This is a genomic window from Phycicoccus sp. Root563 (assembly GCF_001427915.1).
Lineage (GTDB): Bacteria > Actinomycetota > Actinomycetes > Actinomycetales > Dermatophilaceae > Pedococcus.
In genome coordinates, this window is the sequence record NZ_LMGM01000001.1 from 732,810 (window position 1) to 759,757 (window position 26,948).

Annotated in this window: 22 protein-coding genes; 12 read left to right on the plus strand and 10 right to left on the minus strand. The window is 71.9% G+C overall.

From position 1 onward, the window contains the following. Nucleotides 1-83 precede the first annotated feature (83 nt). Nucleotides 84-677 (plus strand): nucleoside kinase, encoded by a 594-nt coding sequence (locus ASD62_RS03520; RefSeq protein ID WP_235530618.1) that lies wholly within the window; start codon nucleotides 84-86, stop codon nucleotides 675-677. Here ASD62_RS03520 and ASD62_RS03525 read toward each other — a convergent pair. Both ASD62_RS03525 and ASD62_RS19610 read right to left on the minus strand, forming a co-directional pair. Continuing rightward, nucleotides 674-1,843 carry a S9 family peptidase gene (locus tag ASD62_RS03525; RefSeq protein ID WP_056914778.1) on the minus strand — a complete coding sequence of 390 codons (1,170 nt, stop codon included), beginning with the start codon at nucleotides 1,841-1,843 and terminating at the stop codon, nucleotides 674-676. The genes ASD62_RS03520 and ASD62_RS03525 overlap by 4 nt on opposite strands. Then, nucleotides 1,840-3,999, minus strand: a complete 2,160-nt coding sequence (locus tag ASD62_RS19610; RefSeq protein ID WP_082580553.1) for an ATP-dependent DNA ligase — start codon at nucleotides 3,997-3,999, stop codon at nucleotides 1,840-1,842. Before ASD62_RS19610 ends, ASD62_RS03525 begins: the two co-directional genes overlap by 4 nt. Before the next feature lie 121 nt (nucleotides 4,000-4,120). Between ASD62_RS19610 and msrB the strand changes: the two genes are divergently transcribed. Beyond that, nucleotides 4,121-4,552, plus strand: a complete 432-nt coding sequence (gene msrB / locus ASD62_RS03535; RefSeq protein WP_235529098.1) for a peptide-methionine (R)-S-oxide reductase MsrB — start codon at nucleotides 4,121-4,123, stop codon at nucleotides 4,550-4,552. Nucleotides 4,553-4,624: 72 nt separating this feature from the next. On the opposite strand, the gene ASD62_RS03540 is transcribed toward msrB, so the two are convergent. From ASD62_RS03540 to hemG, 4 genes are all read right to left on the minus strand, one after another. Continuing rightward, nucleotides 4,625-5,521 carry a cytochrome c oxidase assembly protein gene (locus ASD62_RS03540; protein WP_056914779.1) on the minus strand — a complete coding sequence of 299 codons (897 nt, stop codon included), beginning with the start codon at nucleotides 5,519-5,521 and terminating at the stop codon, nucleotides 4,625-4,627. A 128-nt stretch (nucleotides 5,522-5,649) separates the two neighbouring features. Further along, nucleotides 5,650-6,258, minus strand: coding sequence for a hypothetical protein (locus tag ASD62_RS03545; RefSeq protein WP_056914780.1), 609 nt, complete (start codon nucleotides 6,256-6,258; stop codon nucleotides 5,650-5,652). A 170-nt stretch (nucleotides 6,259-6,428) separates the two neighbouring features. Next, a complete protein-coding gene (hemQ, locus tag ASD62_RS03550) occupies nucleotides 6,429-7,130 on the minus strand; it encodes a hydrogen peroxide-dependent heme synthase (RefSeq protein ID WP_056914781.1) in 702 nt (233 codons plus the stop codon). A gap of 4 nt (nucleotides 7,131-7,134) precedes the next feature. Then, nucleotides 7,135-8,559: a protoporphyrinogen oxidase gene (hemG, locus tag ASD62_RS03555; RefSeq protein WP_056914782.1), complete on the minus strand. Its 1,425-nt coding sequence runs from the start codon at nucleotides 8,557-8,559 to the stop codon at nucleotides 7,135-7,137. 119 nt (nucleotides 8,560-8,678) lie between these two features. Between hemG and ASD62_RS03560 the strand changes: the two genes are divergently transcribed. Continuing rightward, nucleotides 8,679-9,707, plus strand: a complete 1,029-nt coding sequence (locus tag ASD62_RS03560; RefSeq protein WP_157581300.1) for a DUF4349 domain-containing protein — start codon at nucleotides 8,679-8,681, stop codon at nucleotides 9,705-9,707. A gap of 40 nt (nucleotides 9,708-9,747) precedes the next feature. Here ASD62_RS03560 and hemE read toward each other — a convergent pair whose 3' ends face one another. Further along, nucleotides 9,748-10,794, minus strand: coding sequence for a uroporphyrinogen decarboxylase (gene hemE, locus ASD62_RS03565; RefSeq protein ID WP_235529097.1), 1,047 nt, complete (start codon nucleotides 10,792-10,794; stop codon nucleotides 9,748-9,750). A 33-nt stretch (nucleotides 10,795-10,827) separates the two neighbouring features. Then, nucleotides 10,828-11,652 (minus strand): DMT family transporter, encoded by an 825-nt coding sequence (locus ASD62_RS03570; RefSeq protein WP_056914785.1) that lies wholly within the window; start codon nucleotides 11,650-11,652, stop codon nucleotides 10,828-10,830. Nucleotides 11,653-11,734: 82 nt separating this feature from the next. Here ASD62_RS03570 and ASD62_RS03575 point away from each other — a divergent pair, with 82 nt between their 5' ends. From ASD62_RS03575 to ASD62_RS03605, 7 genes are all read left to right on the plus strand, one after another. Then, nucleotides 11,735-12,319, plus strand: a complete 585-nt coding sequence (locus ASD62_RS03575; protein WP_056914786.1) for a DUF3000 domain-containing protein — start codon at nucleotides 11,735-11,737, stop codon at nucleotides 12,317-12,319. Between the two features lie 25 nt (nucleotides 12,320-12,344). Then, a complete protein-coding gene (locus ASD62_RS03580; RefSeq protein WP_082552949.1) occupies nucleotides 12,345-13,634 on the plus strand; it encodes a ribonuclease D in 1,290 nt (429 codons plus the stop codon). 146 nt (nucleotides 13,635-13,780) lie between these two features. Further along, entirely contained in the window at nucleotides 13,781-14,998 is a 1,218-nt protein-coding gene (locus ASD62_RS03585) for a thiolase family protein (RefSeq protein WP_056914787.1), read from the plus strand. Then, complete coding sequence (locus tag ASD62_RS03590; protein WP_056914788.1) at nucleotides 14,995-17,115, plus strand: 3-hydroxyacyl-CoA dehydrogenase NAD-binding domain-containing protein; 2,121 nt, start codon at nucleotides 14,995-14,997, stop codon at nucleotides 17,113-17,115. Before ASD62_RS03585 ends, ASD62_RS03590 begins: the two co-directional genes overlap by 4 nt. A gap of 73 nt (nucleotides 17,116-17,188) precedes the next feature. Continuing rightward, the gene (locus tag ASD62_RS03595; protein WP_056914789.1) at nucleotides 17,189-17,566 is read left to right on the plus strand and encodes a hypothetical protein; all 378 of its coding nucleotides are present in this window, start codon (nucleotides 17,189-17,191) and stop codon (nucleotides 17,564-17,566) included. Between the two features lie 98 nt (nucleotides 17,567-17,664). Next, complete coding sequence (locus ASD62_RS03600) at nucleotides 17,665-18,429, plus strand: 3-hydroxybutyrate dehydrogenase (protein ID WP_056914790.1); 765 nt, start codon at nucleotides 17,665-17,667, stop codon at nucleotides 18,427-18,429. Between the two features lie 29 nt (nucleotides 18,430-18,458). Further along, nucleotides 18,459-20,309, plus strand: a complete 1,851-nt coding sequence (locus ASD62_RS03605; protein ID WP_056914791.1) for a helix-turn-helix domain-containing protein — start codon at nucleotides 18,459-18,461, stop codon at nucleotides 20,307-20,309. On the opposite strand, the gene dxs is transcribed toward ASD62_RS03605, so the two are convergent. Together dxs and ASD62_RS03615 are read right to left on the minus strand one after the other, a co-directional pair. Continuing rightward, complete coding sequence (gene dxs / locus ASD62_RS03610; protein WP_056914792.1) at nucleotides 20,263-22,131, minus strand: 1-deoxy-D-xylulose-5-phosphate synthase; 1,869 nt, start codon at nucleotides 22,129-22,131, stop codon at nucleotides 20,263-20,265. The two genes, ASD62_RS03605 and dxs, sit on opposite strands and share 47 nt — an antisense overlap. A 101-nt stretch (nucleotides 22,132-22,232) precedes the next feature. Beyond that, nucleotides 22,233-24,344 carry a glycogen debranching N-terminal domain-containing protein gene (locus ASD62_RS03615; RefSeq protein ID WP_056914793.1) on the minus strand — a complete coding sequence of 704 codons (2,112 nt, stop codon included), beginning with the start codon at nucleotides 24,342-24,344 and terminating at the stop codon, nucleotides 22,233-22,235. Between the two features lie 214 nt (nucleotides 24,345-24,558). Between ASD62_RS03615 and ASD62_RS03620 the strand changes: the two genes are divergently transcribed. Together ASD62_RS03620 and ASD62_RS03625 are read left to right on the plus strand one after the other, a co-directional pair. Continuing rightward, nucleotides 24,559-25,659, plus strand: coding sequence for a LacI family DNA-binding transcriptional regulator (locus ASD62_RS03620; RefSeq protein ID WP_056914794.1), 1,101 nt, complete (start codon nucleotides 24,559-24,561; stop codon nucleotides 25,657-25,659). Continuing rightward, nucleotides 25,656-26,915, plus strand: a complete 1,260-nt coding sequence (locus ASD62_RS03625) for an extracellular solute-binding protein (protein WP_056914795.1) — start codon at nucleotides 25,656-25,658, stop codon at nucleotides 26,913-26,915. Before ASD62_RS03620 ends, ASD62_RS03625 begins: the two co-directional genes overlap by 4 nt. The last annotated feature ends 33 nt before the right edge of the window (nucleotides 26,916-26,948 follow it).

Here is a 26,948-nt window from a genome sequence, read left to right on the forward strand (position 1 = left end):
ACTGAGCCGAGCCGCGCGTTGCCCCCGCCGCGCGGCGCCCCCTACTCGTTGCCCCCGCACGCCGCTGGCTCGAGACTGGGGCGGTGGGCGTACGCAACTTCCTGGTCGAAGGCGTCTCGGGCACGGGGAAGACGTCCGTGTGCGATGAGCTGTGGCGACGCGGCTACCAGGCCATCCACGGCGACCGCGAACTGGCGTACCAAGGGGATCCCGTGACCGGCGTGAAGGTCAGTGGTTCGGGCCACGAGCACCACATCTGGGACGTCGAGCAGGTGCGCGCCCTCGCGGCGGATGACAGCCAGCCGCTCACCTTCTTCTGCGGGGGCTCGCGCAACTTCGCGATGTTCATCGACCTGTTCGACGAGGTGTTCGTGCTCGACATCGACGCCGAGACCCTGCACCGTCGGCTGGACCGTCGTCCCACCGACGAATGGGGCTCGAAGCCGGCCGAGCGAGAGCTCATCGTCCGACTGCACCGGACCGGGGAGGACGTGCCCGCCGGGGTGGTCGTCGACGCGACGCAACCCCTCACCCAGGTGGTCGACCAGATCCTCGACCACGTCCAGCAGGCCCGGACGACCGGCCATGGAGGCCACCCAAGCGGCACGGCCGGGACAGGGACGGCCGGGACAGGGCCGGCCGGGATAGCCCACCGTGGTCAAGGTGCGTGCTGCTAGCTGCTCACGAAGTCGGCGACCGACCGCTCCCAGCGTTCGGGGTCGACGTTCCACTCCTTGGTGTGGCGCGAGGTGTCCCAGTGCTCCATCGTCACGAGGTCGGGGCGAGCGGCAGCCAGCTCCTGCGACGGCCCAACCGGGACGAACTCGTCGTCCACCGAGTGGATGATGAGCATCCGGTGGCGCAGCTCGGACGCCTTGGCCACCCAGTCGGTCTGCGCCACGTCGACGGGGTCGTGCACCCCGACGAGACGACGGGTCAGCCTGCGCCCCATGAGGTACCGGCTCAAGCCACCGATGGTGTCGGGCACCCCGTGCAGCCGCCCGTGGTGGATGAGCACGTCGGTCCAGTCGATCACCGGTGCATCGAGGACCACGTGGCTGACGTGGTCGGCGAGCCAGGACCGGCTCAGGGTCTGGAGCACGATCGCGCCGCCCATGGACCAGCCCACGAGGATGAGCTCACGCGCTCCCTGCTGCACGGCGAACAGGGCAGCGTCCTCGATGTCGCGCCATTCCGAGAGGCCGAGGTTGTACCGGCCATCGGCCCCGCGTCGGGCGCCGAGGTCGTTGCGGTAGGACGGGATGATCACGTTGATCCCGCTGTCGTGCAACGGCTTCACGGCACGCAGTCCCTCGTCGCGCCGCGCCCCGCGGCCGTGCACCAGCACCGCCCACCGGGTCGACGGCTGTTCGGCACGGACCACCCAGGCAGGCATGGTGCCGAGCTCGGTCAGCACGTCGACGTACTCGGTGCGCAGCCCCAGCGCGCGGTCCGGGGGGCCGGCGTAGAAGTACTGGTCCCACCGCCCGTACCCCGGCGCCAGGTGACCCGAGTCGACCCCGAGGAGCTCCCGGCGCACGCGGCCGCGGTCCTCGTCGACATCCAGGAGGTCACCCAGCCGCACGTGCCCCGACGACCCGTCGAGCCACAGCCCGTACCGGCCCGGCACGATGCTCTCGGGCGTGAGGTCCAGCGTCACGCTCCCCTCGTCGACGGCGAGGACCTGGGTGTCGTCCGGCCGCTGACGGTCGGGGGTCAGGGCCCGCCGGGCGACATAGGCGGCCACGCCCACCGACGACACCGCCGCCGTGGCTGCGAGGGAGCCCGCGGTGACCCCTGCGACCGTCGCTGCGGTGCGCAGCTGACGGCGGTCAGAGCTCATCGGCCGGCCTCACCCAGGACGTCGGCGAGGTCGAAGCTCACGGGTTCCTCCAGCTGCTCGTAGGTGCACGTGAGGGGGTCGCGGTCCTCGCGCCAGCGCACGAACTGCGCGGTGTGGCGGAAGCGGATCCCCTCCATGTGGTCGTACTTGACCTCCACGACGCGTTCGGGGCGCAACGGGGTGAACGACAGGTCCTTGCCCGCGTTCCACCGGCTCGTGGCGCCGCTGGTGGGCGTCCTCGTTCCTGCCTCCTGCTCGGCCCACGCCCAGGGGTGGTCCTCGAAGGAGGTCACCAGGGGCTGAAGCTCCTCGAACAGCTCGCGCCGCCGCGCCATGGGGAACGCACCGATCACGCCGACGCTCATGAGCGACCCGTCGTCGGTGTAGAGCCCCAGCATGAGGGACCCGATGAGGTCGTCCCCGGTCTTGTGGGTGCGGTAGCCCGCCACGACGCAGTCAGCGGTACGGACGTGCTTGATCTTGAGCATCGTCCGCTTGTCCTGCTCGTACGTGCCCGACAGCGGCTTGGCGATGACCCCGTCGAGCCCCGCGCCCTCGAACTGCTCGAACCACTCCTGCGCCACCGCGGGGTCGCGCGTCGCCCGGGTGAGGTGGATCGGCGCCGCCACCGAGTCGAAGGCCTGCTCCAGCAGCGCCCGCCGCTCGGCGAACGGCCGCCCCGTCAGGTCCTCCCCGCCCAGCGACAGCAGGTCGAACGCCACGAACTGCGCGGGCGTCTCGGCAGCCAGCTTCTTGACCCGGCTCGCGGCAGGGTGGATGCGCTGCTGCAGCGCCTCGAAGTCGAGCCGGTCCCCCGACGCGCCCACGACCACGATCTCGCCGTCGACGACCGCCTGCTCCGGGAAGTTCTCCAGCACCGCCGACACCACCTCGGGGAAGTAGCGCGTCATGGGCTTCTCGTTGCGGCTGCCGATCTCCACCGCGTCACCGGACCGGAAGATGATCGAACGGAACCCGTCCCACTTGGGCTCGAACAGGTAGTCCCCGGTCGGGATCCCCTTGACCGGCTTGGCGAGCATGGGCGCGACCGGGGGCGGCACCGGCCCCCACTGCTGCCGAAGCTCGGCGTCGCGGTCGGCCTTGGGGGTCATGTAGTCGTCGTCGGCCTTGTCCTGGCGTCGCTTGCTCGGCTGCACCCGTGGCGGCTCCCCCGGCATCTTGGGGTAGTCCGGCGGGAAGTTCAGCTCACCCAGCCCGCGCTCGTTGATGTCCTTGTCCCACAAGGCGATTGCCCCGGCCACGTCGCCGACGGCCTCGTCCATCGCCGCCCAGGCGTCACCGGACGAAGCGAGGATGCCGGGCACCGTGCGGACCGTGAACTCCCCCGGATCCACACCGACGAGCTGGTCCCAGCCCAGCGGCATACTGACCGGTGCGCCGGCGAGCGGGCGCGGGCTGTAGGCGGAGGCGATCGTGCGGTCGCGGCAGGCTTGGTTGAAGTCGACGAACACGCGCTCCCCGCGCTCCTCCTTCCACCACGAGGCCGTCACCAGGTCGGGCAGGCGCCGCTCGAGCTCACGGGCGATCCCGATGACTCCGTGGCGGACGTCGAGGAACTCGTGGGTCGGGGCGACGCGGACGAACACGTGGACCCCGCGGTTGCCCGACGTCTTGACCCACCCGGTGAGGCCGATCTCGGTGAGCAGCTCGCGCAGTGCCACCGCAGCCTCCACCGCGTCGGCAAACGTCCGACCTGGCTGCGGGTCGAGGTCGATGCGCAGCTCGTCCGGCTTGTCCACGTCGGTCGTGCGGACCGGCCAGGGGTGGAAGGTCACGGTGTTCATCTGCATCGCCCACACCACAGCCGCCGGCTCGTCGACGACGACCTGCAGGTGCTTGCGGCCCGACGGGTAGGTGCACATGACCGGGGTGATGAAGTCGGGCATCCCCTTGGGCGGGTTCTTGGTCCAGAACTCCTCACCCGCGATCCCCTCGGGGAAGCGCTGCAGGGTCACGGGGCGGTGGCCGAGCGCGTTCATGAAGCCCGAGCGGACGTCCACGGCGTACTGCGCCAGGTCGAGCTTGGTGATCCCCTCGTCGGGCCAGATCAACCGGTCCGGGCTGGAGATCCGCACCTCCCGCGCATCCCCCCAGGGTCCTTCGGGCACGTCCACCGTCGTCGCCGCTGCCGCCATGGGCCGACCCTATCCGGCGGGTACGTCACGGACCCGTAAGAATCAGGGTGGCCGGGGCGGGACCATTTCCGGCCCTGCCGGCGTTGAGCACGACGTGAGACTGTTCCGAAGGAGTCACGACATGACCATGGACAAGACCGACCGCACGTATGCCGTGTCCAAGACCGAGGACGAGTGGCGTTCCGAGCTCAGCCCGGCCGAGTACCAGGTGCTGCGCCAGGCGGGGACCGAGCGGCCGTACGTCGGCGAGTACACCGACACCAAGACCGAGGGCGTGTATGCCTGTCGCGCCTGCGGTGCCGAGCTGTTCACCTCGGGCACGAAGTTCGACAGCCACTGCGGCTGGCCGTCCTTCTACTCCCCGCTCGCCGGTGACAGCGTGGAGTACATCGAGGACGTGAGCATGGGGATGAAGCGGGTCGAGGTCCGCTGCGCCAACTGCGGCAGCCACCTCGGGCACGTCTTCGAGGGCGAGGGCTACGGCACCCCGACCGACCAGCGCTTCTGCATCAACTCGATCTCGATGACGCTGCGCCCGGCCGACCAGTCCTGACCACCCCAGGCTGACCACACGAGGTCGTTGAGGTATCCGGCGGGCCAGGACCCGTCGGATCCTCGACGACCGTCAACGACCGGGTCCGCCGTACCGCGGGTCGGACTCCCACCACGGACGGTCGGAGGCCGGCTCGAGGTCCAGGCGGGCGTCCACCAGCGCCGCCTCGACCCGGTCGGCACGCACCCACGCGGCCACCGTCGCCGCGAGCAGCGGGAGGCCCACGGCCTCGGCCAGCCCGAACATCGCACCGCCGCCGACGTGCTGCTGGAACAACGGGTCACGGGCCGCCAGGTAGGCCGCCACCGGAGCACCCAGCAGCGCAGGCGACGCCATCACCACCACGCCGGGCACGGCATCGAGCAACCCGTCCCCGAACCCGATGAGCACCCGTACCCCCGGCGTGCACCAGGCCGGGGCGAGCTCGTCGGCGAGCAGCGGCAGGACGAACAGCAGCCCGGTGCCGACGAGCAGCAGGTAGGTGAGCTCTCGCAGCCACCCGAGCTCCAGCGACCGGGCCAGCCACGGCGTCACGAACATGGCCAGGTGGACCCCTGTCGCCACGACCGAGCCGACGAGCGGGAACATCAGCACCCGGGCCACCCGACCGCCGAGGAACTCGCGGACCGCGGCAGCCCGGACGGGGCCCACGGCCCGCAGCCCGAGCCCCACCGGGTCACCGAGGGCGAGGCCGACCGGGGTGATGGCCGCCAGCACGCCGGACTGCGCGGCCGCGGCGACGAAGGACGTGTCGCGGAACGCAGCCAGGCCGCCGTCGGTGGCCAGCACGAGGGTGCCGATCCCCAGCACCGCGTACGTGATCACGCGCAGGACCGGCACGGGCTCGTGGCGACGTCGCAGCGTCCACACGGCCGCGGCATACGCCCCACCCAGGAGGACGGCCAGCGCCGTCCCCACCGGCGACAGGACCCACGCGGTGAAGACGTCGCCGAAACCGAAGGGTGCCACCCCGGGAGCCTGCTCCCCCCACCTGAGACGCGCCTGAGGACCGCCGCCGACCCGAGCGAACCACCGGGACAGGGAAGGGCCCCCGACCGTGGTGGTCGGGGGCCGTCCCCCCCTCCGCGCCGGACGCCTCAGACGGCGTGTGCCGGCGTGGCCGCCCTGCCGACACCGATCCGGACCTCTTCCTCGACCGGGACGGTGCGGCGGTGCCACATCCCGAGTCCGCTGAGGATGAACATCAGGCCGGAGCCGACGAATGCCGCGATCGCACCCCACAGGGCGATGGTGCCCATGGTGCCGAAGGCGTACGCGTTGAGGAGCAGGCCGCGCAACGTGTTACCCATGAACAGGGTCTGGCGCAGCTGCCCGAGCTCGGCGACGGTGGCCGGGTCGGAGGTCTTGTCCGCCGAGGCGGCGATGAACTCGCCACTGACCTCCTCGTAGGTCTTGCCACCACTGGCCTTGTTCATGTGGACGAGGATGTAGTGGTCGGCGTAGGCCTTGGCCTGCGCGCCGGTGGTGAGCTCCTGGCCCGCGTACTGGGACAGGTACGGCTTGATCAGCGGGTCCTCGATCGCCTTGCCCGAAGGCATCGTGATCTTCTGGTCGGCGAGCTGGCTGTGCACGTTGGCGCTGACGAAGCTGCTCGCCCAGGTCAGCAGTCCGCCGGCCGTGAGGAGCACCGCGGCCAGGATCAGGCCGCCGATCGTCAGGAGCGTGTCGAGAGTTCTGCGTCGCATGGTTGTCGTCTCCAGCTGGTCGGGGTTTGCGGCCCCGGGTGGTCATGCCCTTCTGGGCACCCCCAGCATCCGGGCACGCAGTCACCACCGACAGGGACCATCGTCCCCGACCCTGTGTGGTCCACGGCACACCCCTGTGCCGGCAAGGAGATCCGCAGTCGTGCGAAGCGTCAGCGCAGCGACGCGAGCAGGTCCGCGACCTCGACGCGCCGACCCGTGTGGAACGGCAGCTCGTCGCGCACGTGCATGCGGGCCCGCGACGCCCGCAGTTCGCGCATCAGGTCGACGATGCGGTGCAGCTCGTCGGCCTCGAAGGCCAGCACCCACTCGTAGTCGTTGAGCGCGAACGAGGCGATGGTGTTGGCCCGCACGTCGGGGTAGTCACGCGCCATCTGCCCGTGCTCGCGCAGCATGTCGCGGCGTTCCTTGTCGTCGAGGAGGTACCACTCGTAGGAGCGCACGAACGGGTAGACGCAGATGAAGTCCTTGGGCGTCTCGTCCGCGAGGAAGGCCGGGATGTGGCTCTTGTTGAACTCGGCCGGACGGTGCAGCGCTGCCGCCGACCAGGTCGGCTCGAGGAGGTGCCCGAGGTCGGTGCGCAGGAAGGCGCGGTAGGCCGCCTGGACGTCCTCGATCTTCTCCGCGTGCCACCAGACCATGAAGTCGCAGTCGGCCCGCATGCCGCCGAGGTCGTAGACGCCGCGCGTCAGGACCCCCTTCTCCTCGAGCTCGCCGAAGAGGGTCTCGACCTCCTTGGCCATCTGCTCGCGGTCCTCCCCCAGCGGCGCGGTGACGCTGAACACCGACCACATGGCATACCTGATGGAGTCGTTGATCTCGCGGATCCGGGACGGGGAGGGCTTGCTGCTCATGGGTTCATTCTCCCGCGTCCCCGTGGCGGGCGCGCAGGTGGGTGGTCACGGCCAGGGCCGCGGCCCGTCCGCTCGCGATGCAGGCCGGGATCCCCACCCCCTCGTATGCCGCGCCGGCCAGCTCCAGCCCGGGCAACGCCGCCGCTGCGGCCCGGATCCGGGCGACGCGGTCGACGTGGCCGACGGTGTACTGCGGCAGGGCACCGCCCCAGCGCTGGACGTGGGTGTCCACGACCCGTGGCAGCTGGTGGCCCAGCGCCTCGCTGACCTCGGCGACCGCGATCGCCACGAGCTCGTCGTCGGGTCGCTGGAGGTCCGAGGTCTCACCCCAGCGCCCCACGGAGGCGCGCAGGAACAACAGGTCCCGGGCCGCCTCGGCGGTCCATCCCCACTTCGTCGACGAGAACGTGCTCGCCTTGATGGTGCGGCCGTCCACGGCCGGGACGAGGAAGCCGGAGCCGGGCAGCGGTCCACCACCGGAGTCGACGGCGAGCGTGACGATGGCCATGGAGGCGTACTCGACCTCGCGCAGGGACGAGGCGGCGGCGGGGGAGTGCGGCGCGATCAGCCGGGCGGCGGGGGCCGCGGGCACGGCCACGACGACGGCGTCGGCGGCCAGCCGCCGCGGGTTCGGCCGGGAGCCCGTGACGACGGCCCACCCGGCCCCGTCCCGGTGCAGCTCACGGGCGATGGTGCTGCTGAGGATCGTGACGCCCCGTGATCGCAACGTCTCCGACAGTGTCTCGGCGAGCCGGCCCACTCCCCCGTCGAGACCGGCGAACACCGGGGCCGACGACCCCGCGGACGACAGGGCCGACGTCTGGGCTGCGGTCGCGGCGGCTTCGGTGAGGGAGGCGCCGGCGGTCACGGCGGCATGCACCTGGGGGAGGCAGGCCCGCAGGGAGAGGCTCCGCGCCTGTCCTGCGTAGACCCCGGCGAGCAACGGCTCCACCAGGCGGTCGACGACCGCGTCCCCGAGTCGCGCGGCGACGTAGTCACCCACGGACACGTCGTCGAAATCCCCTCCACCCCAAGGCATCTCGGCCTCGGCTCGGGCGATCTCCTCGGGTGACAGCACACCCGCGGCCGAGGCCGCCGGCGAAGGGATGCCCATGAGAGTGCCTCGGGGCATCGGGTGGAGCTGACCTCGCGACCAGATGCTCGCCGTCGTCGCCTCGGGGTGGACGACGTGCTCGTCGAGGCCGAGCTCCGACATCAGGGTCAGCGCCTCGGGCCGCCGCGCCAGGACCGACTCCGCGCCCACGTCGAGCGCGACCCCGGCCACGGGCTCGCGACGCAGCTTGCCGCCGGGGCGGTCGGACGCGTCGACGACGGTGACGGAGACGCCGGGCAGGGCCCCCAGCAGCTGCCAGGCGGCGGCGAGCCCGGAGATGCCTCCCCCGATGACGACGACGTGCGACCCGACCATCCCCCCACCCTTTCAGGCATCGTGACGGTTTCGACACCACGGGGGTGGGAACGGGCCCGTGACGGGTGGAGTCCGAGTGGCATCACACTCGCCCGATCGACGCTGACCTGGGGGTCGCCATGTTCCGTGATCGTCCGCACCGCACTCTCGTCGGCCTCACGGCCGCGCTCCTCGCCACCGTCAGCCTCGCCGCCTGCAGCGGCGGCGGCAGCTCGAGCACCTCGGACAGCGCCGCCGGCAGCAACGCCGTCGGCGCCGAACCGGGCCCGGCCGCCAGCGGCTCCGGCGCCGCCGGCGACTCGGCCAAGGAAGGGACGGCAGCCCAGCCCGGCACCGCCTTCCGGGGAGCGTCCGGAGGCCCGGCCGACACGGGGACCGGCGCCGTGGACCCCGCCGTCCTCACGGCCCCGGGGTCGACCCTCGCACGGCGGGCCACCGTCGCGCTCAAGGTCAGGAACCTCTCCCAGAGCGTCGCCGCGATCCGGTCCCTCTCGGTGGCCTCCGACGGCGTGATCCTCGCCGAGAACATCGGCACCGGTGGCACCTACGTCCCGCTGGAGGACCGTTCCAAGGTCACGGCGACGACCTACGGGGAGATCACCCTGTCGGTCCCGGCGACCCGGCTCGACACCGTCATGGCCGAGCTGGGCAAGCTCGGGACCGTCATCCGGTCCGAGAGCTCGAGCGAGGAGGTCGGCAAGCAGATCGTCGACACCCAGTCCCGACTGGAGACGATGCGCGAGAGCGTGGACCGGGTCAGGGCCCTGATGACCAAGGCGACCGACCTCACCCAGATCGTCAACCTCGAGGCCGAGGTCAGCCGCCGCCAGGCCGACCTCGAGGCGCTCGAGGCGCAGCTCGCGGCCCTGAAGAACAGCGTGGCCCGGTCCCCCATCCAGATCAGCCTCACCACCGAGACCGATGTCATCGCAGCCCCCAAGCCGGCCCAGGACACCGGGTTCATGGCCGGGCTGTTGGGCGGCTGGACGGCCTTCACCTCGTCCGTGCGGGTGGTCCTGACGATCGTCGGCGCGCTGGTGCCGTTCGCCGCCGCCTTCGCCCTCGTCGGGGTCCCGCTCTGGCTGGCGTGGCGTCGTCGGCGTCCGGCGCCGGCCACGGTGACCGTGCCGACGGTGCTCCCGGAGTAGCCCCGGGTCAGGCCCGGGTCAGGCTCGGGTCAGGCTCGGGTCAGCGAGCGCCGACCTCGTGGACCAGCTCGACGACCCGGGTGATGACCTCCGGGTCGGTGGACGGCAGGACACCGTGCCCGAGGTTGAAGATGTGGCCAGGGGCAGCCCGACCCTCCTCGACGATCGACCGCACCTTCGCCTCGAGGGCCGGCCACGGCGCGAACAGGAGGGCAGGGTCGAGGTTGCCCTGCACGGCATACCCGTCCCCGATGCGGGCGAGGGCGTCGGTGAGGGAGACGCGGTAGTCGACGCCCACGACGTCGGCGCCGGCGGCGCCCATCGCGGGGAGCAGCTCGCCGGTGCCGACACCGAAGTGGATGGTCGGCGTGCCGTGCTTCGCCACCGCGGCGAGCGCGACGCGCGAGTGCGGCTGCACGTAGGTCTCGTAGTCGGCCCGGGGCAGGTTGCCGACCCACGAGTCGAACAGCTGGACGACCGAGGCGCCGGCCGCCGCCTGGACGTCGAGGAACGCACCGGAGATCTGCGCGAGCCGGGCGCACAGGTCGTGCCACAGCTCCGGATCGCCGTACATCAGGGCCTTGGTGTTCTCGTGGTTCTTGCTCGGGCCGCCCTCGACGAGGTAGCTCGCCAGCGTGAACGGAGCCCCGGCGAACCCGATCAGCGGCGTGGCCCCGAGCTCGGCGACGAGCAGGCGCACGGACTCGGTGATGTCGGGGACGTGCTCCGGCGTCAGCTCCGGCAGCCGGTCGAGGTCGGCCCGGGTACGGAACGGCTCGGCCACCACGGGCCCGACGCCGGGGACGATGTCGAGGTCCACCCCGACGGCGGCAAGCGGCACGACGATGTCGGAGAAGAAGATCGCGGCGTCGACCTTGTGGCGACGGACGGGTTGGAGGGTGATCTCGGTGACCAGGTCCGGCCGGCGGCAGGACTCGAGCATGCCGACGCCCTCGCGGACGGCCCGGTACTCCGGCAGCGAGCGTCCGGCCTGGCGCATGAACCACACGGGGGTGTGGGTCACGGGCTCGCGGCGGGCGGCCCTGACCAGGGCCGAGTCGAGGGGGCTGTGGAGGGGGGAGGTCACGCGGGCAATCCTAGGTCGCGGTCGCGCGGCTCCTCACACCGCGATGATCGCAGCGCCGGCGAGGGACAGGATGGCCCCGACCTGCTGGATGGGGCGGAGCCGTTCCTTGAGGACGACGCGCGCCAGCAGGATGGTCATGACGGGGTAGAGCGAGCCGAGGACGCTCGCGATGCTCACCTCGCCCCGGGACGACGCGACCGCGAACAGGCCGTTCGCCGCCATGTCCCCGCACCCGATGACCAGCAGGACGGGGACCTCGCGGGCGACGACTCCCCCCACGGAACGGGTGACCAGGGCGACGACGAGGAAGACCACGAGGGACGTGGAGCGCATACCCCACAACGTCATCAGCGTCGAGCTCCGGGCACCGCGGTCGAGGCAGAACAGAGCGAGGCCGAACCCCACCGCTGCCACTCCCGCCAGCACGACCGGCCTCGTCGAGACGTCCCCACTGAGCTCGGGTCCGGAGGCGAGCGTCACGCCGATGACGGCCACGAGGATGCCCACCCACGTCCACGCCGACGGCTCGTCGCCGGTGGCCACCCCGAGCAGCACGGGCACGGCGACCCCGAGGGCGGCGATGGGGGCGACCACGCCCATCGTCCCGGTGGACAGGGCGGTGTAGAAGCACAGCAGGCCGCTGAGACCCGACAGTCCGGCAGCCACCGACCACAGCGGCCAGCCCGTCCACGTGACGTCCCCGAGCTGGGTGAGGACGACCACGCTGAGCACCAGGAAGGCCAGTGACTGGGTCCACCCGACCACGGCGACGGCCGGGCGTCGTCGGGAGAACAGCCCGGCGAAGAAGTCCGAGGTGCCCCACACCGCACTGGAGGCGAGCGCGAGGAGGGAGAGCACCCGCGCACGCTACCCGGCGGTCGCGACACGGCGCGGCCTCAGCCTCCCTGTGATACGCGACCGGTCGACATACTCTCTGACGGTGGGCAGCAGAACGGTCCCCGGCGACCAGTCACCCGAGTTCGCGCAGGCGCTCAGCGACCTGCGAGGTGCGCGGTTGCGCCCCGAGATCCGGCTCACCGAGGTGCCCGCGCCCCAGCGCATCGCCCCGTATGCCGTGGCCCTCACCGCCGAAGTGGTGGGTGCGGCCGCCGACGAGGACGAGCTGGCGTCCGGCCGCTTCGTCCTGCTGCACGACCCCTCGGCCCCGGACCCCTGGGACGGAGCCTGGCGGGCGGTGACGTTCGCGCGGGCCGAGCTCGAGCCCGAGCTGGCGAACGACCCCATGCTCGGTGCGGTGGGCTGGTCCTGGCTGACCGACGCCCTCGAGTCGCACCACCTCGGGTACACCGCCGAGGCCGGGACCGTCACGCGCGTGGTGTCCGAGAGCTTCGCCGGGCTGTCCGACCGGCCCGCCAGCGTCGAGATGGAGGTCCGCGCCTCGTGGACCCCCGTCGCCGGCAACGTCGGTGCCCACCTGGTGGCGTGGTCGGACCTGCTGTGCACGATCGCCGGCCTCCCCCCGCTGCCCGAGGGAGTCATCGCGCTGCCTGGGCCGCGGCGCTGAGCACCGCGCCGGGTAGGTTGGGCCGGTGACCGACACCGACGCCGAGGTCCCTGCAGGGGAAACGGCGCCCTCCACCGCTGACGCGGACACCTCCGTCGACGACTCCGGCACCACCGAGACCGTCGAGCTCATCCCCCTCGACATGCCCGCCGACGGCGTCCCCCCGGTCGTCGAGACCGAGCGCGGACTGATGGAGGCGGCAGCGGCGATCGCCGCAGGCGAGGGCCCGGTCGCCCTCGACGCCGAGCGCGCCAGCGGCTACCGCTACGGCCAGCGGGCCTACCTCGTCCAGCTGCGCCGTGAGGGTTCCGGCACCTGGCTCATCGACCCGATCGCCTGCCCCGACCTGTCCCCCCTCGACGAGGCCATCGGCAACGCCGAGTGGATCCTGCACGCCGCGACCCAGGACCTCGCCTGCCTCGCCGAGGTCGGCCTGCGTCCCCGTCAGCTGTTCGACACCGAGCTCGCCGGGCGACTGCTCGGGCTCCCCCGGGTGGGACTGGCCGCCGTCGTCGAGCACTACCTGGGGCTGTCCCTCGCCAAGGAGCACTCGGCCGTGGACTGGTCCACGCGTCCCCTGCCCGAGCCGTGGCTGCGGTACGCCGCGCTCGACGTCGAGGTGCTCGTCGACGTCCGCAACCTCATGGGTGTCGACCTCGCCAAGCAGGGCAAGGCGGGGTGGGCCCGTGAGGAGTTCGAGGCGCTGCTCGACTTCACCGGCCCGGCCCCGCGCGTGGACCCGTGGCGACGGACGTCCGGCATGCACAAGGTCCGCCAGCGCCGCATCGCCGCGGTCGTCCGCGAGCTCTGGGAGACCCGCGACGCCATCGCGCAGGACCGGGACGTCTCCCCCGGCCGGGTTCTCCCCGACGCCGTGCTCGTCGAGATCGCCATGGCTGCCCCGACGACCCCGGCCGGTCTGCCCTCGGGTCACCGTTCCGTGCGCCGGTACCAGCGCCAGTGGCTCGAGGCGGTCACTCGTGCCAACGCCGTCCCGGAGGCCGACCTGCCCCCGATGACGTTGCGCTCGGACGGCCCGCCCCCTCAGCGCGCCTGGCCCGAGCGCGATCCGGTGGCCGCCGCCCGCCTCGCCGCCACCCGTGAAGCCCTCACGGCCTTCGCCACCGAGCACTCGATCCCGGTGGAGAACGTGCTGTCCCCCGAGCCCCTGCGCCGCGTCATCTGGAGCCCGCCGGCCGACCGCAGCGCGGCCGGGTTCGCCGAGGCCCTGCAGGGGCTCGGTGCGCGGCACTGGCAGACCGACGTCGTCGCGCCCCTCGTCGCCGCAGCCTTCGAGGCCCACCCCGACGAGTAGGTCGGCAGGTGCAGTGACCGGGGGTGATGGCTCTCACGCGCGGGGTCTGGTGACCGCCTTGTTACCGGGAAGTAGCATCGGTGGCAGGTGCACGGGCGGACCGCCCTGCGCCGAACCACCCGTCGCTCCAACACAGGAGGCCACCCGTGCCCCGCACCCTTCGTGAGGTCGTCTTCGTCGACGGCGTCCGGACGCCGTTCGGCAAGGCCGGGGAGAAGGGCATCTACGCCCAGACCCGCGCCGACGACCTCGTCATCCGCTGCATCCGCGAGCTCATGCGCCGCCACCCCGAGCTGCCCCCCGAGCGCGTCGAGGAGGTCGCCATCGCGGCGACCACCCAGATCGGCGACCAGGGCCTGACCCTCGGGCGGATGGCTGCCCTCCTGTCCGGCCTCCCCAAGACCACCCCGGGGTACTCGATCGACCGCATGTGCGCCGGCGCCATGACCGCGGTGACCGCCACCGCGTCGTCGATCGCGTTCGGCTCCATCGACATCGCCATTGCCGGCGGGGTCGAGCACATGGGCCGCCACCCGATGGGTGAGGGCGTCGACCCCAACCCGCGCATCGTCGCCGAGAAGCTCGTCGACCCCAGCGCGCTCGTCATGGGCTCGACCGCCGAGAACCTGCACGACCGCTACCCGACGCTGACCAAGGAGCGCTCGGACGCGTATGCCGTGGCCTCCCAGGAGAAGCTCGCCAAGGCCTACGCCAACCACCAGGTCCAGCCCGACCTCGTGCCCGTCGCCACGCGGCACCAGGACCTCGGCTATGGCCTCGCCATCCAGGACGAGCCGCCGCGCCCGGGCACCACGCGCGCGGACCTCGACGCCCTGAAGACCCCGTTCCGGCCGCACGGCAACGTCACCGCCGGCAACTCCGCGGGCCTCAACGACGGCGCCACCGCGTGCATCCTCGCCTCCGAGGCCGCCGCCCAGGAGCTCGGCCTCCCCATCCGTATGCGGCTCGTGGACTTCGCGTTCGTCGGTGTCGAGCCCGAGGTCATGGGCATCGGTCCGGTGCCGGCCGCCGAGAAGGCGCTCGGCAAGGCGGGGCTGTCCATCGAGGACATCGGCCTGTTCGAGCTCAACGAGGCGTTCGCCGTGCAGGTGCTCGCCTTCCTCGAGCACTTCGACATCGCCGACGACGACCCGCGCGTCAACCAGTACGGCGGGGCGATCGCGACCGGCCACCCGCTCGCGTCGTCCGGCGTGCGCCTGATGACCCAGCTGGCGCGCCAGTTCGAGGAGCACCCCGAGGTGCGTTACGGCATGACCGCCATGTGCATCGGCATCGGCATGGGTGGCGCCGTGATCTGGGAGAACCCCCACCACGCTGACTACGGCAAGGAGGTCGCGGCATGAGCGACCAGGCGACCACTCAGAACCCGGCCTTCGACGAGGTCGTGACCCACGCCCCGGTCCGCGACATCACCCTTCCCGGCGACGCCGGCGTCCTGGCGCTCATCACCCTCGACAACGGGTTCGACCACACCAAGCCCAACACGTTCGGGCCGCAGACCATCGCCAACCTGCTCTCGGTCGTCCAGGGCCTGCGCACCCGGGCCGAGGCCGGCGAGATCCAGGCGGTCGGCATCACCGGCAAGCCGTTCATCTTCGCCGTCGGGGCCGACCTCAAGGCCGTCGCGCAGGCGACCAGCCGGGACCAGGCCCTCGAGGTCGCCCGCGCCGGGCACGCCGCGTTCGGCGCGATCATGGACCTCCCCGTGCCGACGTTCGCGTTCGTCAACGGTGCCGCGATGGGTGGCGGCGTGGAGATCGCCCTGTCGGCCGACTACCGCAGCATCTCCGCCGGGGTCCCGGCGATCGCACTGCCCGAGACGTTCCTCGGCCTGGTGCCCGGGTGGGGTGGCTGCTACCTGCTGCCGAACCTCGTGGGACCGGTCAACGCGCTCAAGGTCATCATCGAGAACCCCATGAACACCAACCGGATGCTCAAGGGCCCGCAGGCCTTCGAGCTCGGTATGGCGGACGTGATGTTCGCCCCGGCCGACTTCCTCGAGGAGTCGCTGCTGTGGGCCGCCAGGGTCCTCACCGGCGAGACCGAGGTCGACCGCCCCGAGGTGACCCGCGACGAGTCCGAGTGGGCCGGCGCCATCAAGGCGGCCAAGGGCCTTGTCGACCTGAAGACCGGCGGGAAGTCCCCCGCGCCGTACCGCGCACTCCAGCTCGTCGCCGCGGCACGCACCGCGACGCGCGACGAGGCGTTCGCTGCCGAGGACGAGGCGCTCGCCGACCTCGTCATGGGTGACGAGCTGCGCGCCGGGCTCTACTCGTTCGACCTCGTCCAGCGTCGGGCCAAGCGCCCGGCCGGGGCACCGGACAAGGCCCTGGCCCGCAAGGTCACCAAGGTCGGCATCGTGGGTGCCGGGCTGATGGCCAGCCAGCTCGCCCTCCTGTTCGCGCAGCGGCTCGAGGTGCCGGTCGTCATGACCGACCTCGACGAGGAGCGCGTGGGCAAGGGCGTGGGGTACGTCCACGCCGAGGTCGACAAGCTGCTCGGCAAGCGCCGGGTGAGCCCCGACAAGGCCAACCGCATCAAGGGCCTGGTCACCGGCTCCACGAGCAAGGACGGGTTCGCCGACGCGGACTTCGTCATCGAGGCCGTCTTCGAGGAGATGTCGGTCAAGAAGCAGGTGTGGGCCGAGGTCGAGGCCGTCGTGTCGGCCGAGTGCGTCCTCGCGACCAACACCAGCTCGCTGTCGATCACCGAGATGGCCGCCGAGCTGCAGCACCCGGAGCGGGTCGTGGGGTTCCACTTCTTCAACCCCGTCGCCGTGATGCCGCTGCTCGAGATCATCAAGGGCGAGCAGACCGACGACGCCACGCTCGCCACGGCCTTCGCCACCGGCAAGACGCTGAGGAAGACGACCATCCTGGTCAAGGACTCGCCGTCGTTCATCGTCAACCGGCTCCTCGGCCGGTTCATGGGAGAGGTCGCCAAGGTCGTCGACGAGGGCACACCCATCGAGGTGGCTGACCGCGCGTTCGCGGGCCTCGCGCCGATGCCGCCGTTCATCCTGCTCGGCCTCGTCGGGCCCGCGATCGCGTTGCACAACAACGAGACCCTGGCCAAGGCGTTCCCCGACCGGTTCTACGTCTCGGAGAACCTGCGCAGGGTCGTCGCGGCGAAGAAGTCGGCCATCTACACCTGGCCCGAGGGCAAGCCGGTCGTGGACCCCGAGGTCGAGGCGCTGTTCGAGAAGCCCGCCGACCCCGTGGTCCTGACCACCGAGCAGGTGCGCGAGCGCGTCCTCGGCGTCCTGGCCGACGAGGCCCGACGGATGCTCGACGAGGGCGTCGCCCAGGCGCCGATGGACCTCGACCTGGCGATGATCACCGGTGCGGGGTTCCAGTTCTGGAACGGTGGGCTCACCCCGCTGCTCGACCGCGAGGGCGTCTCGGAGAAGGTCACCGGCAAGCGGTTCCTGCCCGCCGGAGCGGCGAGCGTCCCCGCCTAGTCCGTACCCGGCATACCCGACGACGCCCCGACAGCTCCTTGTCGGGGCGTCGTCGTCGGAGGACCATGCCTGCATGACCACGACCGCCGACGCCTTCGTCAACGCCCTGGCCGCCAAGGACGAGGGCCGGTTGCGACAGGTGCTGCGCGACGACGTGGACTTCCGCGGTCTCACCCCGAACGACACCTGGCAGGGGACGGGTCACGACGAGGTGCTGGGGGTCCTGCTCGGCCACTGGTTCGAGCCGCAGGACGAGATCGTCGAGGTGCGCGAGGTGGACGTCGACACGGTGGGTGACCGCGACCGCGTGACGTACCGGCTCGGGCTGAGCTGTGAGGGCGAGGCGCGGGTGACCGAGCAGCACGCGGTGTTCGAGACCGATGCCGAGGGGCGGATCGGCTGGTTGCGGATCATGTGCTCGGGTTTCCGTCCCGATGCCGCGAGCCGGTGACCTGGCCCGGCCACACGGAATCCCCACACACAGGTCCACCGAGAACTGTGGCTCGCCGCCACATGATCGACTCTGCACCGCGGACCTAGTCTCGCGGCATGCCGACGACGCCTGCGCTCCTCGACCTGACCGGACGGACCGCCCTGGTGACCGGCGCCGCGAGCGGGATCGGCGCCTCGTGCGTCGAGCGGCTCGCAGCGGCCGGGGCGCGGGTGCACGCGGTGGACCGGGACAAGGAGGGCCTCGAGCGGTTCGCGTCCTTCACCGGGGTCGAGACCCTGCCGACCGACCTGTCGGACCTCGCGGCCGTCGACCAGCTCCCGGGCGACGTCGACATCCTCGTCAACAACGCCGGCATCCAGCACGTCAGCCCGATCCACGAGTTCCCGGTCGAGACGTGGGACCTCATCATCCGGCTCATGCTCACCTCGCCGTTCCGGCTCACCCGCCGGGTGCTCCCCCACATGTACGCGCAGGGGTTCGGCCGGATCGTCAACGTCTCCAGCGTCCACGGCCTGCGCGCGAGCGCCTTCAAGGCCGCCTACGTGTCGGCCAAGCACGGCCTCGAGGGGCTGTCGAAGGTCACGGCCCTCGAGGGCGCCGAGCACGGTGTCACGAGCAACTGCGTCAACCCGGCGTACGTCCGGACGCCCCTCGTGGAGAAGCAGATCGCCGACCAGGCGTCGTCGCACGGCATCAGCGAGGACGACGTGGTCAGCCAGATCATGCTCGAACCCGTCGCGGTGAAGCGGCTCGTGGAGGCCGATGAGGTCGCCGAGCTCGTGGCGTTCCTGTGCGGCCCCTCTGCTGCCTCGGTGTCGGGGGCGTCCTTCGCGATGGACGGCGGTTGGACGGCCCACTGACGGCACCCGGCCGCCTAGGATCCGACTCGATGGACGCCCACGACGACTCAGCGATGACCCTCCTGCGCCTGCTGGCGGAGGGGGCACCCGCGTCGGAGCTGGGGTCCGTGGCCGATCCCGGTGGTGAGGCCCGCGAGCTGGCCCTGCGGGTGCGGGCGGCGTTCGACTCACGGCGCCGCCGCGAGGCGGAGCTGACCGCGCTCGTGGAGACCGCGCGGGACCTCGCCGCCCTGCGCGACCCCAGCGGCATCCTCGAGGCGATCGTCCGGCGGGCCCGCACCCTCATCGGCACCGACGTCGCCTACCTCACGCTGTACGACCCCCGGGCCGGTGACACCTTCATGCGTGCCACCGACGGCTCGGTCAGTGTGGAGTTCCAGAGCGTGCGTCTCTCCCTCGGCGACGGCCTCGGCGGCCTGGTCGCCTCGACGCACAAGCCCTACTGGAGCGCCGACTACCTGCACGACCACCGGTTCCAGCACACCGGGACCATCGACAGCGCCGTCGGTGACGAGGGCCTGGTGTCGATCTGCGGGACCCCGCTCACCGTCGAGGACGAGTTCGTCGGGGTGCTCTTCGCCGCGAACCGCTCACCGCGACCGTTCTCCCCCGACCAGGTCGCCCTGCTCGGCTCGCTCGCCGCGCTGGCCGCCGTCTCCATCGTGCAGACCCGCAGCGCCGAGGAGGTCCGCCGCCACACGGCCGGGGTCGAGCGGGCCGCTGCCGCGCACGACCGGTTCGCCGAGCTGGTGCTCGCCGGTGGTGGGGTCGACGACATCACCAAGGCGCTCGGCGACCTGCTCGGTGGCTGGGTCGTGCTGCTGGGTTCCGAGGGTGAGTGCCTCAGCACGCACGGTGACGCCCCGCCGACCGACGACTCCCGCGCGGGCCTGCTGGCCGACTCCCCCGTCGTCCGGATGACGCAGGCCTCGGGCCGCCTCGCCCACGACGCCCCGGGCGACCGGTGGGCCATCGGCGTCAAGGCTCCGCAGACCCCGCTCGGAGTGCTGGTCCTGGGCGGTGTCGGGGTCCTCGACGACGCCGACCGGCGCACCGTCGAGCGCGCCTCCGTCGTCACCGCCCTCGTGCTCCTGTTCGAGCGCACCGCCGCAGAGGCCGAGCAGCGGGTGCGCACCGACCTCGTCGCCGACCTCGTCAGTGGACGCGGCGACCCCCAGACCCTCGCCTCCCGTGCGCGCGGCGAGGGCGTCGACCCCACCGTCCCCCACGCCGTACTGGTAGCGGACGCCGACGGCCAGGTGCCGCGCCGCACCCTGCTGCTCGCTGCCCACGCGGCGGCCGGACCGGACTCGGTGGTGGGCGAGCACGACGGTCGCGTCGTGGCGCTGGTCCCCTCCGACGACGCCCACCAGGCGGCCGGCGAGCTGGCCCGTCGGCTGGGCCGCCTCGGCCGGGTCAGCGTCGGCGCCGCAGGGCCCGTGAGCCTCGGCGACGACGTCCCGGCCACCTGGGCGGAGGCGGTGCGGACCGTTCAGGCGCTGGAGTCGCTCGGCCTCGGCGGCACCGGCGCCAGCTCGGCCCACCTCGGCTTCGCGGGCCTCGTCGTCGGTTCGGCCCCTGACGTGGACGGCTACGTCACCGACCACCTCGGCCCCCTGCTCGACTACGACGCCAGGCGCGGCTCCGAGCTGGTGAAGACCCTGCAGGCCTACTTCGACGCCGGTGGGAGCCCGCGGCACGCCGCGACCCAGCTGCACGTCCACGTCAACACGGTGAGCCAGCGGCTCGAACGCATCTCGGCCCTGCTGGGCCCGCACTGGCAGCAGCCGGACCCGGCCTTGGAGCTGCAGCTGGCACTGCGGCTGCGCCGGCTCAGTGCAGGCGCGTCGCCAGCGACGTCGCCACCGCGTCGGCGGTGAGCCCCAGCTCGTCCAGCAGCTGACCGCGCGAGGCGTGGTCGAGGAACGTCTTCGGTATGCCGTGCAGGTGCACCGGCACGTCGAGGCCGGCGTCGCGCAGGGCGACCGTGACGGCCACCCCCACACCGCTCGTGACGAGGTTGTCCTCGACGACCGCGACGGCACCGGCGGTGCGGGCCAGCTCGACCAGGTCGTCGCTCACGGGCAGCACCCAGCGCGGGTCGACCGCAGTGACCCGCAGCCCCTGCGCCTCGAGCTTCCCGGCCACGTCGACCGACAGCGCGGCGAACGCACCCACCCCCACGACGAGCAGGTCGCAGGCCTCCGTCGACGTCTCGTGCAGGACGTCCAGCGAACCCACCTGGCGCACGGCCGGCACCGGGTCGCCCACGTCGCCCTTGGGGAAACGGATCACGGTCGGGGCGTCGGCGACGTCCACGGCCTCGCGCAGCTGCATACGGACCTGCTGGCCGTCACGCGGCGCGGCGAGGCGCAGGCCGGGGACGATCGAGGCGATCGCCATGTCCCACATGCCGTTGTGCGACGCGCCGTCGCTGCCGGTGACGCCGGCACGGTCGAGGACGAAGGTGATGCCGGCCTTGTGCAGCGCGGCGTCCATGAGCAGCTGGTCGAACGCGCGGTTGAGGAACGTCGCGTAGACCGCCACCACCGGGTGCAGCCCGGCGAACGCCAGCCCGCTGGCCATGGTCGTCGCGTGCTGCTCGGCGATGCCGACGTCGAACACGCGGTCGGGGTAGGCCGCGGCGAACCCGTCGAGCCCGACGGGGATGAGCATCGCCGCGGTGAGGGCAACGAGGTCGGGGCGCTCGGCGCCGAGGGCGACCATCTCGTCGTTGAACTCGTCGGTCCAGATCCGGCCGCTCACCTCGAACGGCAGCCCCGTCTCGGGGTTGATCTTGCCGACGCTGTGGAACTGGTCGGCGTCGTCGTTGACGGCCGGCTGGTAGCCCCGGCCCTTCTGGGTGATGACGTGCACGAGCACCGGCCCACCGAAGGCGCGGGCCTTGCGCAGCGCGGACTCCAGCGCCGGTTCGTCGTGCCCGTCGACCGGGCCGAGGTACTTCAGGCCCAGGTCCTCGAACATCCCCTGCGGGGCGACGATGTCCTTGATGCCCTTCTTCATGCCGTGCAACGTCTCGTACATCGCGCCGCCCACGACGGGGGTGCGGTGCAGGGTGTTCTTGCCCCAGTCGAGGAACCGCTCGTAGCCCCGGGTCGTGCGCAGCGTGGCGAGGTGGTCCGCGAGTCCGCCGATGGTGGGGGCGTAGGAACGCTCGTTGTCGTTGACGATGATCGTCAGCGGCAGGTCCTTGTCGGCGGCGATGTTGTTGATGGCCTCCCACGCCATGCCGCCGGTGAGTGCCCCGTCACCGATGACGGCGACCGTGTGGCGCCCGCGCTCGCCCTTGAGGCGGCGCGCCTTGGCGATGCCGTCGGCCCACGACAGGGCGGTGGAGGCGTGCGAGTTCTCGACGACGTCGTGCTCGGACTCGGCGCGGCTGGGGTAGCCGGACAGGCCGCCCTGCTTCTTGAGCTTGCTGAAGTCGTGGCGGCCGGTCAGCAGCTTGTGGACGTAGGACTGGTGGCCGGTGTCGAAGACGATCGTGTCGCGGGGGCTGTCGAAGACCCGGTGCAGGGCGATGGTGAGCTCGACGACACCGAGGTTGGGTCCGAGGTGGCCACCGGTCTTGGACACCGACTCCACGAGGAACGCACGGATCTCACGGGCGAGCTCGGCGACCTGGGGCGCGGGCAGCGCCTTGAGGTCGGCGGGGCTCTGGATCGTCTCGAGCAGTCCCACGCAGGGCCGTCCTTTCACACAGTCGGTTCGCCCGGTCGACCGCAGCGGGTCCACGCCACGGTCCACCGCATCGGGCAAGCGACTGAGTCTAAGCGTTGCGGCTAGGCGTTGCCGCCGCGCACCCTGACCTCGACACCGTGCGGTGTCCCGGTCACCTCGACCTGCCCGTCCCTGTCAACGCTCACGGTGACGGTGGCGTCCCCGATGCGCAGTCCCTCGACCCGCACCGCGCCGAACGGGGCCGGCACCACCGGGTCGATGTCGACGTACCCGGCGGGCACGTCGGCCCGCAGCCCGAGGGCGACCGTCACCAGGGCACCCGCGGACGCCGCCGACCAGGCCTGCGGACGGCACGACGCCGGGTAGGGCGACGGGCGGCCCATCATGGGCAACCCGGAGTACAGCTCGGGCCAGCGGTGGTCGAACGCCTCCCCCGAGGCGACGAGCGAGCGGGCCACGAGGGCGCTCTCGGCCCGATGTCCTTCCCGCGCAAGGCCCAGAGCAGCGATGGCCGTGTCGTGGGTCCAGATCGAACCGGTGTGGTACCCGATGGGGTTGAAGCCACCGTTGCCGCTGCCGAGGGTGCGGATGCCGAACTCGTCGAGCAGCTCCTCGCCGGTCAGCTGGGCGGCGACCGAGGCGGACTCGGCCTCCGTCAGGACACCGGTGCCGAGGACGTGCCCCATGTTGGAACCGAGGCCGTCGACGGCCTCGCCGTGCCCGTCGAGCGCGATCGCGAGGTGGCGACCGGCGTCGGTCTGCACCCAGAACCGGTCCGCGATCCGCTCGCGCAGCTCCTTGGCCTGCCGCTCGGCGTCGTCCGCCCCGTCCTCACCCAGGGCGCGCAGGAGGCGCGCGGCGCCGGAGAGGGCCTCGACGGCATACGCCTGGGCCTCGACGAGGGCGATGGGGGCGTCGGCGACGCGCCCGTCGCGCCAGCGGATGGAGTCGCCGGAGTCCTTCCAGCCCTGGTTGGCCAGGCCGCTGCCGGAGGTGTCGAGGTACTTGAGCAGCCCGTCGTCGTCGGGGCGGCCGTCCGTGGTGAGCCAGCCCAGGGCGGCGCGCACGTTGGGCAGCAGGGCACGCACCTCGTCCTCGGCCAGACCCCACTGCCACGCCTCCACGAGCAACGTCACCCACAGAGCCGTGGCGTCGACCGTGCCGTAGTAGACGGGCGGCAGCGCCAGTCCGCTCTCGGGATCGAGGTATGCCGTGCGGCGCAGCTCGTGGGGGATCTTGCCGGGCGCCTCGGCGCTCCGGGGGTCGACCTTCGTCCCCTGCCGGCGCGCGAGGACGCGCAGGGTGCCACCGGCGAGGTCGGTGCCGAAGGGCAGCATCATCCGCGCAGCCCAGATGGAGTCCCGCCCGAAGAGCGTGAGGTACCAAGGGGTTCCGGCCGCGGCGAACACGTCGTGGGCGTCCTCGGGGTCGCGCAGCAGCAGGTTCTGGAGGTCGTCCATCGAACGGGCGACGAGCTGGCTCAGCCGCGGGTCGTCGGCGACGACCCGCACCCCGGCCCAGGTGACGGCGGCGTGCCCGGGGTCTGCGTCCAGGGCCGATGCGGACTCGCGGGACGTCGCGACACGCAGGGTGGCCTCGGTGCTCCCACCGGGTTCGACCGACAGCTGCAGGTCGACGACGGCCCGACCGTCGGACAGGACCACGGCAGCGGGCGCCGGGTCGAGCTCGACGCGGGTCGTGTGCCGGTCGAAGGAGAACACGAGGGCGTCACCATCGCGGGACGGGAGCACCTGAGGGTGCACGACGTGCCCGGCCTTGACGGAGCCGATCGGTGCACCGTCGCCTGCGAGCTCGACGCTCAGCGTGGTCGCGACCGTCTGGCTGGCCCGCGAGGTGAGGACCAGCCGCTCGACCATGGCACCGTCCTCGAGCACCCGGGTGCGGTGCACCTCGAGGGTGGGGTCAGGGCCGGGGTTGCCGAGGTTGCGGGCCGAGAGCACGAACTCGGCGCGCGCGCCGCTCGCACCTTGGGCCACGAAGGCGGGTGCTTCGCCGTCGAGCCGGACGGTCGCCGTGCTGAGCACCCGCACGTCGTCGACGTACAGACCGTGCGGGGTCCCCGGGTCGATGTCCCCACATGTACCGGACAGGGCCGTGGCGTTGCCGTTCACGCAGATGGTGAGCTCGTGGAGCCAGGGTTGCCGCGCCGGGACAGCTGCTCCGGCAGCCTCCGTCGCCTCGTGGTCGGACACCTGTTTGCCTTCTCTCCGTCGACGTCTGGGCAGGTCAGCGAGCTGTCGGCACCGTCGCGACGACGCAGCGCGCCAGCTCGGTCGGTCGGTTCGCCATCCCATCATGCCCTTGACGATGCCGGGTGCGTGCAGCATGCTCGCATTTGTTGGAACGTTCAAACCCGTTCCGATTTGAACGATCACATCGCACGACCAGATCGCAAGGGAGCGAGCCATGGCGGAAGGGTCGAGGGTCACCGTGCCGTCGACGCGGGCGACCATCGTCGACGTCGCCCGTGCCGCTCGCGTCTCCCGCCAGACCGTGAGCAACGTGCTCAACCGCCCGGACAAGGTCGCTCCCCCGACGCTGGAACGCGTCCGCGCGGAGATCGCCCGCCTCGGGTTCACCCCTCACGTCACGGCCCAGCAGCTGCGCCGTCGCAAGGCTGCCGCGTTCGGGTTCGAGGTCAACCCCTCCGGCCACGCCAGGATGGGCCACATCCTCGACGAGTTCCTCGTCCAGCTCACCGTCGCCGCACCCGGCCACGGCTCGCACGTCATGACCTTCGCCCCGGATCCCGAGGACGTCGTCGAGGGCTACCGGCAGACCCTCGCCACCGGACTCGTCGACGGGTTCGTCCTGGCGGACACCCGTCCCGGCGACCCCCGCCCGCAGTGGTTGCTCGAGCACGACGTGCCCTTCGTGGCCTTCGGTCGCGTCTGGGACCTGCCCGACCTGCACCAGTGGGTCGACGTCGACGGCGGGATCGGCGTCCGCCACGCCGTGGCACACCTCGTCGAGGCCGGGTACGACCGGATCGGCTTCCTCGGCTGGCCGGCCGGCTCCCCTGTCGGCGACGACCGCCGGAACGGCTGGCTCGCGGGGCTCGCCGACGCCGGCCGCACCGACCCCGACGAGGCCGAGGCCGAGGAGTCGGTGCAGGACCTCGACCAGGCCACCGCAGCGGCCGAGCGCCTGCTCGCCCGCCTCGGTCCCGGGAGCGCCGTCGTCTGCGCCTCCGACATGCTCGCCCTCGGCGCCGTCCGCGCCGCCCGCAACGCGGGCCTGGCCCTCGGCCCGGACGTCGGCGTGGTCGGTTTCGACGACACCGACGTGGCCGAGGCCCTGTCGGTCACGAGCATCCGGCAGCCCATCGCCGAGGCGGCCCAGACCGCCTGGCGGATGCTCCTGTCCCCCCGAAGCACCGAACCCGTCCTGCTCGTCCCCGAGCTCACGGTTCGTTCCAGCAGCACCCGCACCCCCCACCCACCCCGGACCGCCACCGCTCCGGACACCACTGGCACGGCACACGGCCGTCGAAAGGACACACCATGACGCCATACACGAACCGATCCCGACGGACCGCCCTCGCGGTCTGCCTGACCGCTGGGGCACTGGCCCTCGGCGCCTGCTCGGGCGGAGGCGGGTTCGACTCGGGCTCCAGCGGCTCGCCGAGCAGCCAGAGCGGCCCCGTCACCCTGAAGTTCATGATCACGTCCAACGGGCCGGCTGACGTCAAGCTCCAGCAGGACACGGTCAAGGCGTGGGAGACCAAGACCGGCAACAAGGTCGAGATCGTCGCCGCGTCGGACATGAACCAGCAGCTGAGCCAGGGCTTCGCCGCCGGTTCGCCGCCGGACCTGTTCTTCACCGACGCCAACGTGTTCCCCACGTACGCCAAGGCCGGCAACATGTTCGCCTACGGCGACAAGCTCGCCAACAAGGCGGACTTCTACGAGGGCCTGACGAAGACCTTCACGTACGACAACAAGCTCTACTGCGCGCCAAAGGACTTCTCGGCGCTGGCACTCATCATCAACACCGACATGTGGAAGGCCGCCGGCCTCACCGACGCCGACGTCCCGAAGACGTGGGCCGACCTCGAGGCGGTCTCCAAGAAGCTCACGACGGGCAAGCACGTTGGCCTCGTCATCGGCGACACGCGTGACCGCGTCGGTGCGTTCATGAAGCAGGCCGGTGGCTGGATCGTCAACGACGACCAGACCAAGGTCACCGCGGACTCCGCCGAGAACCTCGCCGGTCTCCAGGAGGTCCAGAAGCTGCTCGCCAGCAAGTCGACCGCGTTCCCGAAGACCGTCGACGCAGGCTGGGGTGGCGAGGCCTTCGGCAAGGGCTCGGCGGCCATGACGATCGAGGGCAACTGGATCAAGGGCGCCCTCAAGGCGGACTTCCCGAACGTCAAGTACATGGCGGCCGAGCTGCCGGCCGGTCCCGCCGGCAAGGGCACGCTGAGCTTCACCCAGTGCTACGGCATCGCGGCGGCGAGCAAGAACCAGGCAGCGGCGATCGACCTCGTCAACTACCTGTCGACGGCCGAGCCGTCCCTCGAGCTGGCCAAGGGCCTGGGCGTCATCCCGCCGATCAAGTCCGCGGAGGCTGGTTACAAGGCCGCGTTCCCGGACGACACGGCGTTCCTCGCCGGTGCGAGCTACGCCCAGGGCCCGGTGACGGTTGCCGGCATGGACCCCGTGCTCAAGGACTTCGACACCCAGCTGGCCGGCCTGCCCGGTGCTGACCCGAAGAAGATGCTCGAGCGCCTCCAGAAGAACGGCGAAGCCGTCCTGAAGTAGCCAGACCCGGTGCCCGCGCGAACCCCCTGGTTC